Origin of the sequence: Telmatocola sphagniphila, assembly GCF_018398935.1 — a bacterium.
Taxonomy (GTDB): domain Bacteria; phylum Planctomycetota; class Planctomycetia; order Gemmatales; family Gemmataceae; genus Telmatocola; species Telmatocola sphagniphila.
The window spans coordinates 4,124,206-4,141,379 of record NZ_CP074694.1; the positions used below are offsets into that span (position 1 = coordinate 4,124,206).

Sequence of the window (17,174 nt, forward strand, 5' to 3'; positions counted from 1 at the left end):
GATCCGGAACGTGCGAGTCGTAACTCTCGGATCATGAGATTGATTCTACGGTTTCCAAATCGGGCAGGATTAAATCCAATTGATTATTTGCACCCAATATCGACGTCGCGACTCGCGATTGCTCCAGTGGCAGAAATCGATCCAGATGGGGTTCGTAGGCCTGAATCTCCCCCGTCTCAATTTCGTAAACCCAGCCGTGAATATTCAGGATTTCCCGTCGCAATGCCTCCTGAACGCTGTCGTGGGACCGGAGATTTTCCAATTGCGCGAGGACATTCAGATCCACGGCCTGCCTCCAGAGGTTGGGATCCTCCGGATTCTGGTGCAGCGCTTCGATGCGGGTCCGCGCGGAGGTTCCCGCGCGGTCGAGCCAATTTTTAATCGCCGGCATCGAATCGATCGTTTGGGGATGCAACAGACCGTGCACGGCCCCACACTTCGTATGTCCGCAAATGACGATATCGCGGATATTCAAGACGTTGATGGCATAGTCTATCGCCGCCGACTCCGCACCCGGCTCGGATTCGTGTTTCGCGGGAATGAGGTTGCCCATGTTGCGAACCACGAAGATTTCACCCGGTTCGGTACGCGTGATAATATCGGGCTGAATGCGAGAATCCGAACAGGTAATCAGCATCACCGTGGGCGTTTGACCCTTGCTGAGCTTCCGAAACAATTCTTCCTTCTGGTACCGGCGATTTTTTTTGAACGACAGAATACCGCGCAGAACATTTTCCATGACTTCACTCTCTACGAATTCCAATAATGTGCAGTCTGGCAGCCGCTCGGAAGCAGATGCCTACGAAGATTGATCAGGAGAGCAGATGGAAAGAGCTTTAACAGCGTAGTGGAATGGGCGCGCCAATCGATCGACGAAGGAGACTACTGGGGAATGCAACGAACTGGGGCAAAGCGGGGGAAGAGTAATCTTTCGGTCTTTCGAAGAATCGCTTGCGAGGTGGAATTTTGCCGGGAGACTGCCGAATCCAGGAGTGCAGGCTTTGTTTCTGCGAATCCACCTTATCATCATCATCCTCGCTATAGCGGGAAATGGAATTGGTGAAAGCGCAGCAGGTGATATCCCAGATGGGTGCGGTCACCCATCCAACGAGTATTAAGAGCAGTATCAGGTTTCGGTTCAGCAAAGTGTTCACACTAGTAGTTCGGCTGCCCCAGCTGATTTATTAACTAAATTTTACAACGAATCGCTTTGATTTTCATTAGGCTTTACCAGTACATAATTGAGAATTCCTATTAAGCCTCGATGAATTCAGGAGCCTTGGGTTCCACTAAGTGGTCCCGAGCCATAACATAGGACACTTCGGCTCTTTCTCTCCAGTTAAACGACTCAAGAGCTGACAGGAAGTTGCAACTGAAGGGAACGAACTCGGCCATCTGGTCGGGCCGGGCGATGCACTTTCGATTTTCCAATGCACTCTCCGAGTGCCTTACCCTTCTTCTGATACGATTACGACCCGTTATGAGGTGACTTGAGTCGATGGCCGTTCTCTTTCAAATCAAAAAAGCTTATAAGCACTATGGGGAACAAGTGCTGCTCGATGGGGCCGAAGCCACCATCACGGATAATGTCAAAGTCGGGTTTATCGGACGCAACGGGGCCGGTAAGAGTACCCTGCTGCGCATTCTTCTGGGTGAGGAAGAATTGGATCAGGGCGAAATCGCCCGGCATCCGAACCTGAAGCTCGGCTATCTTCGGCAGCACGACCCGTTCCTCCCCAACGAGACCGTCATCGACTTTCTTATGCGCGACAGCGGCCAGCCGAACTGGAAATGCGGGGAAGTGGCCGGGCAGTTCGAATTGAAGGGGGCCTACCTCGAAGGTCCTGTGGCTAAACTCTCCGGGGGTTGGCAGACGCGCGTGAAACTCGCTGCGCTACTGTTGCACGAACCCACGCTCCTGATCCTCGACGAACCGACAAACTTCCTCGACTTGCGCACCCAGATTCTGCTTGAACACTTTTTGATCAATTACCGGGGTGGTTGCCTAATCGTCTCCCACGACCGTGCCTTCCTCGAGACGACATGTACCCACACGCTGAACCTCAGCCGCGGGAAGCTTACCTCCTTTCCGGGCAAAGTGGAAGCCTTCCTGGAATTTCAGAAAGAACGGCGCGAGCACGAGGAAAAAACGAACGCCGCGATCGCGACCAAACGGAAGCAACTCGAAGAATTTATTGCCCGCAACCGAGCGCGGGCCGCGACGGCCGCCCTGGCCCAATCCAAGAGCAAAGCCTTGGAGAAACTCGAACTGATGGAAGTCCTCGGCGATGAACCGACCGCGCGGATTCGGCCACCGCGCGTCGAGCCGCGTAAAGGCCCGGCACTCCGTTGCCGGGATCTGGCGATCGGGTATCCCGAACGGACGATTGCTACTGACATTCAGCTGGAACTCGACCATGGTACGCGGGCCGCGATCGTCGGCGACAACGGTCAGGGAAAAACGACTTTTCTGCGAACTCTCGTCGATTCTCTGAAGCCCGTCTCGGGAGAAGTTCGTTGGGGGTTCGGTTGCAAGATCGGGGTCTACGCCCAGCATGTTTACACCACGCTTCCTGAAAAGCAGACGGTGATCGAATATTTGCGCAGTCAGGCGGCCTATGGAAAGAAAGAGCAGGAAATCCTCGAAGTGGCGGGGTCGCTGCTCTTCAAAAAGAAGCAGGTGGAAAAACCTATTTCTGTGCTGTCCGGGGGCGAAAGAGCCCGCTTGTGTCTCGCGGGGCTTTTGCTCAGCGACTACAACATTTTGATTCTCGACGAACCGGGTAACCACTTGGATGTCGATACGATTGATGCGCTGGTGGACGCTCTGCTGGATTATGAGGGAACGGTCATCTTCACCAGCCACGATCGGCATTTTACCGGTAAAGTGGCAACCTGCATCGTTGAAGTTCGCGACGGTCGGGTGGTGAATTACAGCGGCAAATATCATAACTATGTCGAAAAAGTGAACGAAGAGATCGCAGCGGGAGAGCGGGAATTGGCGAACCAGAAGGCCAAGCTCCCGCCCGATGTCATCAAAACTCGAGTGGCGGTGCAGAAACCGCACCGCAGCGAGAAGGAGATTCGCAAGGAACTGAAGTCGATCGAGAAAAAGATTGCAGAATTGGATAGTCAGAAGAAAGAACTGAACGCTCAGCTGATGAATACCAGTAATTCGGCCGAAGCCATGCGTTTGCACAACGAAATCAATGCCATTACCCAGCCGTTGTCGGATGCGGAGGAGCGCTGGTGCGAATTGAACGAGGAAATTCAGGAATATGAATAAGCCGTTATTCTTTTAGGCCCATTGAAAGATCTTCGGCAGGGTCTTCTCCTCGGAGACCATTAGAACGGCGCGATTTCCATCGGTGAAGTAGGGATCGCCCGTTAAATTGTGACGGGGATTCTCCCGCGTGCAAGCCCCGACTCCGGGCAGGTAGCCGCCTCCCAATAAACGACCCGATTCGAACAAATCTTCCATCACATAATCCCGGGCTTCATCGACATCCGAATCGATGCGATGGGTCGTTAAATTCCAGGTTTTCCAGGTGAAGCGGACTCCGATATCCCGGCTGATCTGCCCCACCCAAACCGGCTGACCCTGAAAAAGCCAGGAAGTGCTCCAAAGTCGCAAATGTATTCGCTCGTTGATCGAATCTCGCACCCTTTGCAGTGCGAAATCCTGGGGTCGGGAGAACAAATAAAGAGCACTCACCGGACTGTAGCGATACTCCGCACCGGTGAGAAATGACTTGAACGTTCGCCAGCAGGAACCGAGGGTGATGATTTCCGTTTGATCCCAGCGCGGCGCAAAGACACCGATCAGAGTAGCGAACTGACCGATCACCGCCAGATTCACCGGGTCGCCGGTTCGTCCCCCTAAAGCATTGGTCGTCGTGGCGGGTAAACCGCGCAATTTATGCAGTAGCGTCGCGAGATCGAGGTCCTGCTTTTCCTCAGACGCTGCGGTCGGGGCCAGCGTCAGCTGATGATCGACTTTCGGTCCCACCAGATCGACGGAAAAGCGATATTCTTTGACATCCATATTCATCACGAGAGCGACATCGACCACCTTGGTCCCGAAATCTCGTGGTGCAAAAACGATTCCTTCCGAGGTCGTTCCCGGGGCGATATTTTTCAGCGGAAAACTGAGCTGCTGGAAGCAGGCGTTCATCTTCTCGTTCGCTCGGCGCACCGCATAAAGCTTGAACGGCAGAGCCAGTATGACCAAGGGAAGTAAAAACCAACCGGCAAAGCCGAAGGCCAGGAGCCGTTTGAGTATGGAGAAGTGACAGACCCCGGCAGCCTCCCGCGCGGTGAAATAGTCCCGTGCGATCTTGGTCATCAACAGACGGGTGCCATTCTCCGATTTATTTTTCACCCGGACCCAGATCGCTTGCAGGCCGCGATTAGCGAGAGGTACGCCGAGTATCTGCTTGGCCTCTAGGGAGGTCAGAATCGCAATGCTGATTTCGGCATGTTCATCGGATTGATTTTGGATTCGCGACAGGTAAGGTTGTTCGCTCGGCTGGGGAGTGTAATTCAAGCGGAATAGCGAGATCATTCGCAATACTCAATAATCGGATGGGATGGATCTTTTTTAGGTTACCGATCCCCACCGATTTGTATCGAAGAAATCGGGAAGGATCAGGGAACTGCCCAGTAGAAAACCGCGATCACGCTTCCCAGACCCAGGAGCATGGCGACTGTCCCCCATTTGCCGCGGGACTTCAGAGAAGACCAGAGCACCAAGCCGGTGGTGCAGATGATCACCAACAAAATGCAGACGATGTCGATCACCCATCCCCAGACCGAACCGGCCGATTTTCCCTTGTGCAAATCGGTAATCAACCCGGCCCAGCCTCGACTTTCGAAAGTGATTTGCGTTTCACCCGTTTCCCGATTGATTTCGGCGACAGTGCGTTCGCTGGGCCGGATGAATTCGACTTCAATGGAATTCTCATCGTCCCGGAAAGTGTTCACGAAACCGGCGATACCAAAAACGCGCCGCAAGTTTTCGGAAACGATAAACTTATCGACCGAGTGCAGGGTGGCCGCATCCAGTTTCCCTTCCATAGTTCGAACGCGCGGCTCCGAGGGCAGAAACCAGTCTTCATGATTGAGCATGAAGCCGGTCGCGGCGAAAAAGAGGATCGTCACCAGCCCAAAGAGGGTCAAGTAGACGTGCATCAGCCGTGAAACTTTCAGTAAACGACGATAAGCAGGAGTCATGATGTCTTCTTAGGTCCATACTCCACACTGGTGTCGCCCGTCTCGTCGTTTTTCTCCAGGGAGGCGGAGAACTTTTCCGCCCGACATTCCAATTTGGTCGTCTGCCGGAGGTGCTTGCCATGCTCGCGATGAACTTCGATCTTCAACTGATAGGTGCCCTGACCCTGCTTCTTACCCTTATCATCTTTGCCGTCCCACACCAGATCGTATTTACCCGGCCCGCGCGTTGCACGAGTCACCGCTTTAATCAAATCCTTATCGTCTTTACCGATCTTCCACCAATCGGTGAGATCCTTCAGATACTTCGGAGCATTGCCCCACACCGCTAGCGTTCGAATTGCTTTGCCTTCTTCCGTTTCGATCCAGACGGCGACATAAGGCCGACGATATTTCTTGGCCCCTTCGATCTTGGGGATTTCCAGATTTATGGAAACCTGGTAACCCTCGGGCCAAGCTTCCGATTTGGGTTTGGTTTTCGAGTCGTCGGATTTTTTCTTGTCATCGTCCGACAGAATCGGCTGCAATTCCAGGCCGCTGCTGGTGAATACTTCTCCGGAGGCATTCACCAGCAGACATTCCACACCCGAAATCGACTCGATGAGCCGAAGTCCCTCTTCCACACCCAGTACGCAGAGGGTGGTAGCCAGGAGGTTGGCGGTGGTACTATCCCGGGCGGTAACCGTAGCCGAGCACACCGATTCGGCCGACTGGCCCGTGCGCGGATCGATCAGGTGAGAGTAACGCCGCGAGTCGATCACGAAATAACGCTGATAGCCGCCGCTGGTGGCAACAGCGGAATTATTCAACCGCACCGCCGCTAGTGGAATCGCATTTTCCTCGGGCGTTTTGGGATTCTGAATGCCAATCGGCCAGGATCGGCCCCAACCGAACATGTCGCCACCCAGATTTACTAAACCGCTGGCGATGTTTGGGAAATTGGATTTGATTACCTCGCCCACCCGCTGCACGATGTAACCTTTGGCGGCCGCATTCAGGTCGAGAGTATGGGAAGTCGTTCGAGTTACCAGACCACTCGCCGAATCGATGTTCCAGGCGGGACTTCTCATCACACGGACCAAGGAATGGAGTGGCTCGGGTTCGGGTAGACGGCCCTCGTTTTCCGCGGTCTTCCAAATCGCTCGCAAAACATCCACTTGGGCATTCAATGCCCAACCAGTGGCCGGTTGCCAATTTTCATAAAGTCGGAGTACGGTCAGCAGGTCGGCCGAAACGGCCATCGCTGATTCGGTCCGGTTCAAGCGTGACAGTTCGCTTTCGGGGTCGTGCAGACTGAAGACTTTTCGGAGTCGATCGATTTCGCGCAAAGCGAGGCTTTCGGCCTCTTCCGCGATCTCGCAAGAATTTGTCTGGATTATCAAATCGAAGGAAGTACCAAGGATATGGTCATGATGGAAGGCGAATTCCTCGGCAGGGATTTCATTTTCGCGGCCTGACACCCAACCGGGCAACAGACTGCTGGCGAGACCAGCCGCGCCGGCTTGCATCAAGCCGCGCCGAGTAATCTCCTGCATGACATTTCTCCCAAGTAAAGCTCAGATAGGAAATTCGAGTCGTAGCCAGTTTGGATTCCCGATTATCCTACGATCCCAAGTAACCATTTTTTTTTAAATCCTGCCCCGGGAGAGTGGGAGCAGGCCGATTTTTCCCCAAAACAGGAATTCGAAATCCGCAGCATCTTCGAATGCTGGCTATGCGAACGGTGTTCCAGGATCATACACTCCATTATAAATTAAATCTTTATGAGAACGTCGGATTACGAAAGGGCTCGTCCATTAGCCACAGTGCCTCCGAGTTTTGAGACGTGCGTTGCCAATTACCCTAAAATAGGTTCACTCCGAGAGAGAGGACCAGCCGTTCTGGTTGAATCGGAATGCCTCAGACTTATAGTGATTAGCGATTCTGTATGACGGATGCTCTTCAGGCTGTTTTTGAACAGGCGGTAATGGCTCACCGCAACGGTCGGCTGGATCTGGCCGACCAGCTTTATCGTCAGGTGCTGTCGGAAATTCCCGATCACGCCCCCAGTCTGAGCAACCTCGGCTCAATTTTCGTGAATCGAGGCCAGCTTCAAGACGCGATTCAAACTTATCAACATGCCATCAAGGCCGATCCGAATCGACCGGATGGCTATTACAATCTCGCCAATCTGGTGCGAAAACTTGGGAGATTGTCGGAGGCCGAGGGGCTATATCGGCGGTCTCTGGTGGCCGACTCGGAGTTTGCCCGTTCCTACCATAACCTCGGCCTGGTTCTGGGTCAGATGGGTCGATGGAATGAAGCGATACCCTGCTATGAAAATGCTCTGCGGCTCGATTCGCAATTTGTGGAAGTGCACAATCTGTTAGGTCAGGCTCTGCTGCAGGCGGGCAAATTCGATGCGGCGATTTCCCGGTTTCAGCGTTATACGCGCTTGCAGCCTAACGATCCCCGCGGTTTTCATAACCTTGCGCTGGCGCTCGCCCAGCGCAATATGCTGGAACCGGCCAAGCAGGCCATTGAAGCGGCTCTGAAACTCAAGCCGAATTATGCGGAAGCCTTCAACGCCCGGGCCATTTTACTCTGGCAACAGGGAAAATGTCTGGAAGCCATCGGCGATTGGCGACAGGCAATCACGCTACAGCCAAACAATCCTGAATTCTTAGCCAACTTAAGTTCGGTAGCCGAGGAAGCAGGCGATCTCGATCATGCCGTGGGGTCTCTGGAAAAATCCCTGGAACACTTCCCGCATAACCCGGCCATGCATAGTTCCCTTATTCGCTTACTGAACTCCGTGGCCATGCCTCCCGAAGAGCTTTTTCAGGAACACTTGAAATGGGCGGCCCGGTTTGCCAATCCGATTCACCCGACGGTCAATCCGAAACCGACCGACTCTCAGGCCGAACGAATTCTGAATATCGGCTATGTTCTCGGTGAAGTTTCGCTGGCGGAAGTGCGTGCATTTTTTGAGCCCTTGTTCCGGCAGCATAAGCGGGACCAGGTGAAAGTGATTCTTCTATCGAACACCCGAACCGAACCGGTAATAGCCGCACTAAGAAAGTCTTGCGATGCCCTGCATAGTATCGTCGGGCTGAACGACGCCGAAGCGGAACATCTGATTCAAAATGAGAAGATCGACATCCTGGTCGATCTGAGCGGCCATAATCCGGGGAATCGTCTCGGCCTCTTCGCTCTGAAAACGGTTCCCGTACAGGCTTCGCTCTTCGGCTATCCCTTGTCGACCGGAATGAAGGCGATCGACTATCGAATCTCCGAATCTTATGCGGATCCACCGGGAAGTACCGAGAAACTGCATTCGGAAAGAGTCTGGCGACTGCCTCAGGTCTCCTGGGCCTATCAACCGCCAGAGCCCTTACCAAAACTGAGTTCCCCTCCGTTCGTTAAGAACGGCTATATCACCTTTGGGGTGATGCAGACCCCGCGGCGAGTGCTGCCCGGAATGATGGATGTCTGGGCCTCAATTCTGAAGGAAGAACCGACGGCACGACTCCGCATGGTGCTGGGAAAAAACGCATTCGCGAAGGAACGCTACGTTCAAATTTTCACCAAATTTGAAATCGATCCCGCCCGCATCGACTTTCTGCCGAGACTGGAAGAAAAGGACTACTGGGAGTTCTTCAATAGCATCGACATCTCACTCGATACGTTTCCGGCCAACGGACGATTGACGACGGCAGACGCCTTACTCATGGGTGTTCCTGTAGTGACCCTGTCGGGTCGAACGGCCGTCTCCCGCTTGGGCCTCAGCTTACTTCGACTGGTGGATCTGAACGATCTGGTGACTTGGAAGCCGGAGGATTACAAGGTAATTGCGGTGCGGTTGGCTCGCGATGCGTCGCGGTTGAAAATACTCAGGGATGTGCTTCGGGGGAAACTGCAAAGCTCGGCCGCCTGCAACTGGGAACAATTCGTGCGCGATCTGGAAACGGCTTATCGCGGGATGTGGCTCCGAGCAATTACGAACTGAGATTCAAAAGACAAATCTCCGCCGGTTGGCCGACTTCCAGGGTGTGAATCGGGCAACCTAGCAAACGAGCCGGGTGAGCCGTGGCCATATCCACCGCGGTTCCTAAATCGATGCCGATCTCATTGACCAGATGAACTATGCAATCGTTCAGAAAGATTCCCGAACCGGCCAGGAAGGAAGTGCCTGGAACCACAATCCGGCCCGCTTTTTGTACTTCAAAGACCGACCCCCATTCGGAATATTCTCCAGGTGGTAGCCCCGCCAAACTGCTGGCATCGCAGGTCAGGACGATCCTTTCCGGCATTTTCGCACGAATTAGACTCTGGAGCACCGCTCTTGGCAGGTGATGCCCGTCGGCTATCACACTGGCCATCAATTCATCGGAGGCTAACTGCTCCCAGATGTAGTTCTCGTGCCGTGGAACTTCCGCGTGCGAGCCATTCCCCAAATGCGTACTCAATCGGGCACCTGCAGAAACGGCATCGCGAATGAGCTGGGGAGAGGCTGCTGTATGACCAATCGCGACTACGACGCCCTGTCGGATCAACCACTCGATAAACGGTATGGCGCCCGGCAGTTCCGGTGCAAGCGTCACCAGCCGAATTCGCCCGCCGGCCGCCTCCTGCCAACTTTGAAACTCCGCGCGATCCGGATCGCGTACATGGACTTTCGGATGGGCACCGCGCGGCCCGTTTTCCCCCGAAATATAAGGGCCTTCCAGATGAAAGCCGGGAAGAGCCCGGGACAGAACCGGGTCTCTTTCCCAGGCCCGATGCAGAACGGCAAAACCGTGGGAGATGGCGGCGCGGCTCGCAGTAATCAAAGTTGGGCAAAAGCGAAAGATACCATGACTTTGACACTTTTGGACGACTCGACGGATGCGATCTTCATCGAGTTGCAGCGAATTGAAGCTGATGCCGAGCGCTCCATTGATCTGAATATCGAATAATCCGGGAGCGAGAAATTCCGCCGTGACATCGGCGGTAAGCTTCGGATCGATCGGTGCGATGGCCTCGATCCGTCCCTCGCGACAGACGATGTCGATCGGTTGCCTGGTCCGAAAATGCTGGCCACGATAGCGGATCATTGGCTTTCTACAAACCGAGTGAGGTTATTCGGCTTTCTCCTTCTTCGCTCCCTGGGAAAGAACATAACCGATCCCGGCAATCAGCAATCCCCCCGCCGCGCCAATTCCGAGCATTGCAAAATCTCGGCGGGACAGTGCAAATTTTTGAATGGGCACAGCCGCGCCTCCCTGGTCTGGCACCAGTTCGACGTCGAACTCCTCCGAAACCGGTTCGACATCCACTTCAAGAGGTTCCAGTTTCGGAATCGGTTTCGGAGCCGGGCTGGCTTCTTTAGTCCTGGCCTTCGAAACTTCGGCTGTCGGAGGTGTACGAGGCGATTCGAGTTTGGCCGGATTCGGTCGCGGTCGGTGCCCGGAATCGGTAGCCTTCAAAGCCGCCGTATCAGCGAGCTTTTTCTGTTCGGACGATTGGATCTGCAGCCATTTCAAATACTTGGCGGAGGGCTCGGGGGATACCGGAGCCTCGGGGAGATGCTTCAAAAAGAGCTTCAAGGCCTGAGCCGCTTTTTCGGGTGTCTGGTACCGTTTCTCCGGCTCTTTCGCCAGCATGATGTCGATAACGGCCTGCAATCCTTCCGGAACCGGATTGAGCATATCCTTTAAAGGTTTCGCCGTTTCGGTCGCATGCCGAATAATCTGATTCATCAGATTGCGATCCGGAAATGGCGGCTGGCCGGTCAGGCAATGGTAGAGCACGCAGCCCAGGCTATAAATATCGGCTCGAATATCCGCCGCGGACGCGTTCTTGGCCTGTTCGGGGGACATATAATCCGGGGTGCCGAGCAGCACGCCTTCACTGGTCAATTGAGTTTCCGCTTCGTGGATCGGTATATTTTCGTCGAAGAAAGTCTTTCCCAAGCCAATGTCCAACAGTTTCACATTAGCTTTGAGTGTGTTTTCCGCCAGACTGGAACCGGCGGAAGGAATCAAAATCAGATTGGCCGGCTTGATGTCGCGGTGGACCATGTTGCGCGAATGGATATGCTCCATGCCTCGCATCGCCTGATAGACGATCTGAATGGCCTCGGCGGGCGGCAAACGTTTACGCGTCGAAAGAATCTCGTCGAGAGTCTGCCCATCGAGATACTCCATCACGAAGTAATGTTTGCCAGCCGATTCCCCGAATTGAAAAGCCCGCACCACATTCGGGTGATCGAGCTTGATCAGCAATTTGGCTTCTCGCTGAAACCGCGAGAGCATCGTAGGATCTTTAGCGGAGGACGGAGGCAAAACTTTTATGGCCACGACTTGGCCGGTACTATGGATGGCTCGAAAGACCCCGGCCATTCGCCCTTTGCCGATGCGGTCCTGAATCGTGTAGGTGTCGAGCTGGAAGCCGTCCGCGTGTCCGCGCGCCAGCATAACCGATTGATACTCGGATAAAAAACCGGCTTTAACCAGGAATTTTCTGAAGTGTTCGACATCATCGCTGGCAGAATTACGGCTCTGCCAGAGTTCGAATTGTTCTTTCACCATCTCGGCGGGCACCAACTTGCTCTTCACGATCAGAGCGCAATAGTTGGCAAGTGAGATCGAGGGTGCATTGGCCATGCAAGATTCTCTGATATTGGGCAGACTATCAATAAAATATGTCAAAATGGATTGCAAGGTAGGACCGAAATGTCGAGTCGAGAAGGAATCGGGCTGTTGTTGATTGCTCATGGCAGCCGGCGCAAGCAGGCCAATGAAGATCTCGAATGGCTGGCCGGGAGAATCCGCGAAACGGCCACTTTTCGGTTCGTGCAAACTTCTTATCTGGAACTGACCGAACCCAACATCCTACAGGGTGGCACTTTGTGTGCTCAGCAAATGGTTTCGACAGTGGTCATGATGCCCTATTTTCTCTCGCCTGGTGTCCACGTCCGGGAGGATCTGACCGAAGCACGGGATCAATTGATCGCGCAATATCCCGATGTGAAATTTCTGTTAGCGGAACCGTTGGGAAGGCACCCCCTGCTGGTGGAAATCGTCCAGCAGCGGATTGGAGAAGCGACGAACTAAACAACCTATGGCGATCAGGGACTGCGGTATTTCTGAAATTGTTTTTCGATTTCCGGATTCCAGGGATATAGGTAAACGCGGCCACCATGTTCGCCGGGAGAATTAGGCGTTAAAGCCACGGTATACTGATCGCCTTGTTTCTTGCCTAAAAGCAGCAGGTGCTTCCCGGATTCCAATTTTTTCTTTTCCGGATAATTGGCATCCGCGAGATTGATGATGGAGATGCTTTTCGGCAATTCCGGCTTTTGCTTATCCCAGTGCAGATCCTCTACTACCTGAACTTCCGGCGAAGGATCCCCTTTCTCATCCACCTTGATGTCCGCAACGACTGCCCACTCGGTTGTGAGTAATTGCGAACGGGAAAGGATGACGGGGTGGTTGAAGTTCAGAGCCAGGTACGCCAAATAAGCGATCCAGCCGAAAAAGAGCACGGCTGCGATGTAGAGGCGAATTTTCGCGAAAATCATCGAGTGCCTCGTTTGGACCAGGGGGTTTCTGCCAGGGAGATGGCAAAGTCCTCGGTCAGGGCATGCTCCAAATCGAATAGTTGATGAAAGTGATCCCGGCTATCATTCTCGTTCTTGTAGAGAATGCCGGCATCGATCAGGTGGAAGACGATTTCACCGATGTCGTCGGTACAGGTGAGCTTCCAGTGGCGGAAAACGGCATTGGCCAGCATTCCGAATTCCTGCTTGGCATATTCGACCGCTCCGACAGCCAGTTCTGGACCACTGATGTGGTGCCGGGCATCGGGAGGTGTGACATCCCCCGGATCGCGGCCCAATCGTTTCTGCGTGAATTTTAAGGCCTCTTCAATGAAATCGTAGGCCTCATAAGGGTACCGACCGCCCTTTTGAGCGATCTCCAAAATCGCAGGTTGATATTTCATAGCGCTCGAAAGCGAGTGATAAGTTTACTAGCGAGAGATTTTTCTTCGCTAATTATTTATAGCGATCTTGGCCGGAAATTGCTTCCGATACAAGATGAAAATCGAACAAAAATTTCCGCTGTGGAAAATCGCCGGAATCACTCTAGACTTCTGGGATGAAACTTGATCCACGCGTTGCCCTGATCACTGGTGCCTCCAGCGGAATCGGTGCCGCTCTGGCCAGGGAATTCGCCCGGAACAACTGGTCGGTTGGACTGATCGCACGTCGCAAAGACAAATTAATCGAATTGACCGAAGCCCTCCGGCAGTCGGGAGCCATCGCCGAATACTCCGAAGCCGACGTCGCTCAGATCGAGTCGTTGCAACGGGCTGTAGCGCAGCTTCGAGAGAAATTAGGACCGATCGATTTGATGATCGCCAATGCCGGCATCGGCATCCCAACGCGAATTGAACCATTTAATCGGATGGAGATCGAGTCCACATTCCAGATCAACACACTGGGCGTCGTTTATGCGTTCGATGCCGTACTGCCCGAAATGCTGCAACGCCAATCGGGTCAACTTGTGGCCATTTCCAGTTTGGCAGGTTTTCAGGGACTGCCCGGAGAATCCGCCTATTGTGCCAGTAAAGCCGCCGTGAATGTCTTCCTGGAAGGTCTGCGAATGCAGTTGCGTGGCCGGGGAATTGCCGTGACCTGTGTCTGTCCCGGGTTCGTGAAAACACCGATGACCGATAAGGATCCCTACCCTCAGCCTTTTCAGATGAGTGCGGAAAAAGCAGCCACGATCATTTACCGCGGCATTCAGAAAAAGAAGAAAGTATTGCGCTTCCCCTGGCAGACTTCGCTGATGATGCGAGTGGTTCGCTGGTTACCCGACTGGCTTGTCATCAAACTTGTGGAGCATTGAAGTCGAGAATCGGAAGATCAGTCTTTGGCTGACTTTTTCTGCGCGAAGAATACGGGCTCAACGCTCTTCTGAATTCGCGTAAGACTGAAACCAAAGGGATTGATGAAACTGTTGATTTCCTGCTCCGAGGTATTGGGGTGAATTTCGAGAACGATGGCTTTAACCCGTTTTAGCCATTCGTTATTCGAGCCAAGTAAATCCTTCTCGGTTCCTTCGATATCGATTTTCAGAAGATCAATATGGCTCCATCCCGACTCGCTAAGCAGATCCGGAACCGTGCGTACCGGGACTTTGACTCCGGAACTCAGATCGTGCATCGGCGACGTTTCCAGGGCGCTGCAGGTGGGATTGTCTCCAAACCGTAAAATCAATTCCCCGGCTTCCGAGGAGACTGCGGCAGGCACCACCTTAGCACGTATCTGATTGGCCTGGATTGTCTGTTCCAGAAGCGGCAGGTTTCTCGGATCGGGTTCGACGCAAATGAACTGAGCATCGGGATAGACCGCATTCATATACGCCGTGGCCATCCCGGCATTAGCCCCAAGATCGACGATCAACTTAGGTGATTCGTTCAAAAATTTCCGAAGGTCATACTCTTCCCCTAGAAAAAGATTGGCCATCGTAAAGGCATGCGCGGAAGTGAGGTAAAGATGAATTCTCTTCCCGTCAACGCGAATTGAACTCTCAATCTTGGGAGCCTCTTCTCCACGACGACTACGAACTCTATCCCGATAGTGAATTCGCGTGTACTGGCCGGGCATCATACCATGCAGAGAAAGTCGAAAGTCGGTTGCCAAAGTTTTTGTCAGACTGCGAAGAGAGGATAAGATATTCATAGTGAGTATTAAATAAAACCAGAACAGACTGTATTGGCAACTACTGAGAAAAATGGATAAGTAATTCCTGATACCATGGATCTGAGAATACGTAGACTCCCAGGTCAATTGTTACGCTATTGATCTATTTGAGTTCGTCGCGGTTCGCGATCGAAGTTTATTAGTGCGATGAGAACTAAGGTCCGATGACCGATCTGCAAGCATTTCTCCGACATATCCGGGAGTACCCGTTCGACGCGACCCCTCGACTGATATTTGCCGACTGGCTGGAGGAGCAGGGAGACCTTTCAACGGCTAATTTCATTCGCGGACTACATTCGCCCGTGGCGGAAGAATCAGAATCTTCACAGCTAATCCTGTACCATACCACGCAAGATAGTTCACTTCGTTTTCAGAAGATATCTCGTCCTGGTTGGGAGATCGAAAACGGCTTTGTGCAGGCCGTCTCTTTTACCTGTTACGATTTCCTCTTCAATGTGAGAGATCTGTTCAACAGTCAGCCAATTACCGTAGTAAAGTTAATCGATAAGAAGCCTTTAGAACAGGAGAGGCAGTTTTTCTGGAGCCTCTCTTTTCTGAGATTTCCTAGCCCGATGCACGATTCCTATCTGCCCGCCGACATCGGGAGATTTTTGCCTCGCTTAAACGGCGAAACCGGCAATACGATCGGCTATGCCTCCTTAGAGATTGCCGAAGAGGCGCTTTCTCGCGCCTGCGTGGCTCATGGACGGAACATCGCCGGATTGCCGCCGCTGGTGTGGCCGGACTTTGAGGAGATTCGGAATTAGCAAACACCGGCCCGTTAATCACGAGCTCAATTCGACGGACCACTCCTGGTCTTTTTCTTTAAGTTCAAATCTCAGGCCCGACTGCTTCGGATCGCCGTATTTTACTGGCAAGACGACTTTTCGCTCGATTGGAGTGGAAGCCGGAGGAGCATCCTCAACCACCTTTTGCTGATCCTTCGCCTCGCTATTCTTGGGTTTCTGAGCTGCTCGAGTCGGATTTGGTCGCGGACCGACTTTCGGTAAATCCTGCTGAATACAAACTTCAACCGGCCCTTGGACCACGCCATCGACTGAATAGGTACCATCGTTGCGGAGTTTTACGAGGGTAGTTTTTTTATCCTGAGTCAGAAAGACCACGGTGGACTCTGTCAGCGGCTTACCATTCAGCGTGATTTTGCCGTGTACTCGGGAGCGAGGAAGATCCCCACCGCATCCTGCAAGAGACAGGAGTGCGATAGAGATGATTCCAAAGGAATAATGCAAACGCATGGGAAAGTCCATTATTCGATGATTACCAATCGGAGCCGAGAATTTCGCCTTGATCGGGAGTGCAGGCAGCCCACCAGGTCTGGGGAGAGACGCCGGATCCCACAAATCGCACGCTGCCATCGGCCATTCCTACGAGAATGCCGGAGGAGCGAAATGTGCTCGCCAAACGGGGGTCGCAATTGGCATTCGCTCCGGTAGTGATGGGATTCACCTGAAACAGGGAAGCGACTCCTGTCAGCTGGTATTCGAAGACGGGATTCCACTCTTTCCAGGCGGTGCGACCATAAGCCCAGATGTTGTAGTAATTGGGATCACCCTGAATTGCCGAATCGAAATAGTTGGAATTCTGACAGACGGTAATCTTCTCCGAGAGGAAAATCGTGTTCGAAGTTCCGTCGGTGATGCTCGCCATGTTTCGAATTTTCTGGGTGGCGTCATTGAGGAAGTAGCCGAGGCTCTGGTAATTTGCCGCGTAACCGGTCACACCGTAAAGTGCCCCGTAATCGTTTTCGAGGCCATTCGCCGGAGTTGTGGGATCGCCCGGATTGAGATAAGTTTTCACGGGATAGTTAGTGTAGACCGACCAGAAATAGGTCGGCGTTTTTGCCGCCAAAGCGCTTTGTTCGATGTAGGCGAGAATGAAGTAATGCGTCGAACCGCAATGATTGTACCAGGTGGGATTATAATCCGAATCCCAATCGACGAATGCGGGCGGAAAATGCCCGATCGCGTCGTGATAAGAATGCGTTGCCAGGGCCATTTGCTTCAGATTGTTCATGCTCTGCGTGCGAGCGGCCGCATCGCGTACTTTTTGCACTGCGGGCAGTAACAGGCCAATCAAGATGGCAATGATTGCGATGACGACTAGCAATTCAATCAGTGTGAATGCGGTGCGCGATACTCGAGTTGCCCGATAGTGAGTCATTTTCCACCTCTACAGGAAGATCAATTCGAAGGAA

17 protein-coding genes are annotated in these 17,174 nt (G+C 53.1%); 5 read left to right on the top strand and 12 right to left on the bottom strand.

Annotation, left to right across the window (positions count from 1 at the left end):
• Positions 1-31: 31 nt before the first annotated feature.
• Entirely contained in the window at positions 32-739 is a 708-nt protein-coding gene (locus KIH39_RS16485) for a carbonic anhydrase (protein ID WP_213494317.1), read from the bottom strand.
• Positions 740-836: 97 nt separating this feature from the next.
• Complete coding sequence (locus tag KIH39_RS16490; protein WP_213494318.1) at positions 837-1,154, bottom strand: hypothetical protein; 318 nt, start codon at positions 1,152-1,154, stop codon at positions 837-839.
• 344 nt (positions 1,155-1,498) lie between these two features.
• On the opposite strand from KIH39_RS16490, the gene KIH39_RS16495 reads away from it, so the two are divergent.
• On the top strand, positions 1,499-3,286 hold the full coding sequence (locus tag KIH39_RS16495; protein WP_213494319.1) for an ABC-F family ATP-binding cassette domain-containing protein: 1,788 nt from the start codon (positions 1,499-1,501) through the stop codon (positions 3,284-3,286).
• A gap of 12 nt (positions 3,287-3,298) precedes the next feature.
• Here KIH39_RS16495 and KIH39_RS16500 read toward each other — a convergent pair whose 3' ends face one another.
• The 3 genes from KIH39_RS16500 to KIH39_RS16510 form a co-directional block, all read right to left on the bottom strand.
• Entirely contained in the window at positions 3,299-4,564 is a 1,266-nt protein-coding gene (locus KIH39_RS16500; protein ID WP_213494320.1) for an LssY C-terminal domain-containing protein, read from the bottom strand.
• Between the two features lie 83 nt (positions 4,565-4,647).
• Positions 4,648-5,232 carry a PepSY-associated TM helix domain-containing protein gene (locus tag KIH39_RS16505; RefSeq protein WP_213494321.1) on the bottom strand — a complete coding sequence of 195 codons (585 nt, stop codon included), beginning with the start codon at positions 5,230-5,232 and terminating at the stop codon, positions 4,648-4,650.
• Positions 5,229-6,764 carry a DUF2271 domain-containing protein gene (locus tag KIH39_RS16510; RefSeq protein WP_213494322.1) on the bottom strand — a complete coding sequence of 512 codons (1,536 nt, stop codon included), beginning with the start codon at positions 6,762-6,764 and terminating at the stop codon, positions 5,229-5,231. Before KIH39_RS16510 ends, KIH39_RS16505 begins: the two co-directional genes overlap by 4 nt.
• A gap of 392 nt (positions 6,765-7,156) precedes the next feature.
• Between KIH39_RS16510 and KIH39_RS16515 the strand changes: the two genes are divergently transcribed.
• A complete protein-coding gene (locus KIH39_RS16515; protein WP_213494323.1) occupies positions 7,157-9,217 on the top strand; it encodes a tetratricopeptide repeat protein in 2,061 nt (686 codons plus the stop codon).
• Here KIH39_RS16515 and KIH39_RS16520 read toward each other — a convergent pair.
• Together KIH39_RS16520 and KIH39_RS16525 are read right to left on the bottom strand one after the other, a co-directional pair.
• Positions 9,207-10,304: an N-acetylglucosamine-6-phosphate deacetylase gene (locus tag KIH39_RS16520; protein ID WP_213494324.1), complete on the bottom strand. Its 1,098-nt coding sequence runs from the start codon at positions 10,302-10,304 to the stop codon at positions 9,207-9,209. The genes KIH39_RS16515 and KIH39_RS16520 overlap by 11 nt on opposite strands.
• A gap of 24 nt (positions 10,305-10,328) precedes the next feature.
• The gene (locus tag KIH39_RS16525; protein ID WP_213494325.1) at positions 10,329-11,855 is read right to left on the bottom strand and encodes a serine/threonine protein kinase; all 1,527 of its coding nucleotides are present in this window, start codon (positions 11,853-11,855) and stop codon (positions 10,329-10,331) included.
• Between the two features lie 69 nt (positions 11,856-11,924).
• Here KIH39_RS16525 and KIH39_RS16530 point away from each other — a divergent pair, with 69 nt between their 5' ends.
• Positions 11,925-12,305 carry a sirohydrochlorin chelatase gene (locus tag KIH39_RS16530; RefSeq protein ID WP_213494326.1) on the top strand — a complete coding sequence of 127 codons (381 nt, stop codon included), beginning with the start codon at positions 11,925-11,927 and terminating at the stop codon, positions 12,303-12,305.
• Positions 12,306-12,319: 14 nt separating this feature from the next.
• On the opposite strand, the gene KIH39_RS16535 is transcribed toward KIH39_RS16530, so the two are convergent.
• Together KIH39_RS16535 and KIH39_RS16540 are read right to left on the bottom strand one after the other, a co-directional pair.
• On the bottom strand, positions 12,320-12,772 hold the full coding sequence (locus KIH39_RS16535) for a hypothetical protein (protein ID WP_213494327.1): 453 nt from the start codon (positions 12,770-12,772) through the stop codon (positions 12,320-12,322).
• Complete coding sequence (locus KIH39_RS16540; protein ID WP_213494328.1) at positions 12,769-13,194, bottom strand: Minf_1886 family protein; 426 nt, start codon at positions 13,192-13,194, stop codon at positions 12,769-12,771. The genes KIH39_RS16535 and KIH39_RS16540 overlap by 4 nt, the downstream gene beginning before the upstream one ends.
• Positions 13,195-13,349: 155 nt before the next feature.
• On the opposite strand from KIH39_RS16540, the gene KIH39_RS16545 reads away from it, so the two are divergent.
• The gene (locus tag KIH39_RS16545) at positions 13,350-14,102 is read left to right on the top strand and encodes an SDR family NAD(P)-dependent oxidoreductase (RefSeq protein ID WP_213494329.1); all 753 of its coding nucleotides are present in this window, start codon (positions 13,350-13,352) and stop codon (positions 14,100-14,102) included.
• 17 nt (positions 14,103-14,119) lie between these two features.
• On the opposite strand, the gene KIH39_RS16550 is transcribed toward KIH39_RS16545, so the two are convergent.
• Complete coding sequence (locus KIH39_RS16550) at positions 14,120-14,938, bottom strand: FkbM family methyltransferase (RefSeq protein WP_213494330.1); 819 nt, start codon at positions 14,936-14,938, stop codon at positions 14,120-14,122.
• Between the two features lie 185 nt (positions 14,939-15,123).
• Between KIH39_RS16550 and KIH39_RS16555 the strand changes: the two genes are divergently transcribed.
• On the top strand, positions 15,124-15,726 hold the full coding sequence (locus KIH39_RS16555; protein WP_213494331.1) for a TIGR02996 domain-containing protein: 603 nt from the start codon (positions 15,124-15,126) through the stop codon (positions 15,724-15,726).
• An 18-nt stretch (positions 15,727-15,744) separates the two neighbouring features.
• Here KIH39_RS16555 and KIH39_RS16560 read toward each other — a convergent pair whose 3' ends face one another.
• On the bottom strand, positions 15,745-16,215 hold the full coding sequence (locus KIH39_RS16560; protein ID WP_213494332.1) for a hypothetical protein: 471 nt from the start codon (positions 16,213-16,215) through the stop codon (positions 15,745-15,747).
• Between the two features lie 22 nt (positions 16,216-16,237).
• Positions 16,238-17,140, bottom strand: a complete 903-nt coding sequence (locus KIH39_RS16565; protein ID WP_213494333.1) for a DUF1559 family PulG-like putative transporter — start codon at positions 17,138-17,140, stop codon at positions 16,238-16,240.
• Positions 17,141-17,174 lie beyond the last annotated feature (34 nt).